The 225-nt window shown below is 57.8% G+C and carries 1 rRNA gene; it reads right to left on the bottom strand.

The features are described 5' to 3' along the window. Positions 1-225: ribosomal RNA gene (locus TN53_RS43940) — 23S ribosomal RNA — on the bottom strand; the annotation flags it as partial.

Below are 225 nucleotides of genomic sequence, written 5' to 3'. Positions count from 1 at the left end.
CGTGTGTATCGCTACTCATGCCTGCATTCTCACTCGTGAACCGTCCACCACTAGCTTCCGCTGCGGCTTCACCCGGCACACGACGCTCCCCTACCCATCACGATCCCCGTTGGGGGTATATATCGCAATGACACGACTTCGGCGGTACGCTTGAGCCCCGCTACATTGTCGGCGCGGAATCACTAGACCAGTGAGCTATTACGCACTCTTTCAAGGGTGGCTGCT

This window comes from Streptomyces sp. WM6386 (assembly GCF_000972385.1).
In the GTDB taxonomy this organism is placed as follows: Bacteria; Actinomycetota; Actinomycetes; order Streptomycetales; family Streptomycetaceae; genus Streptomyces.
The sequence above is the reverse complement of the archived record's forward strand: the minus strand, read 5'-3'. Positions and strand labels throughout refer to the sequence as shown.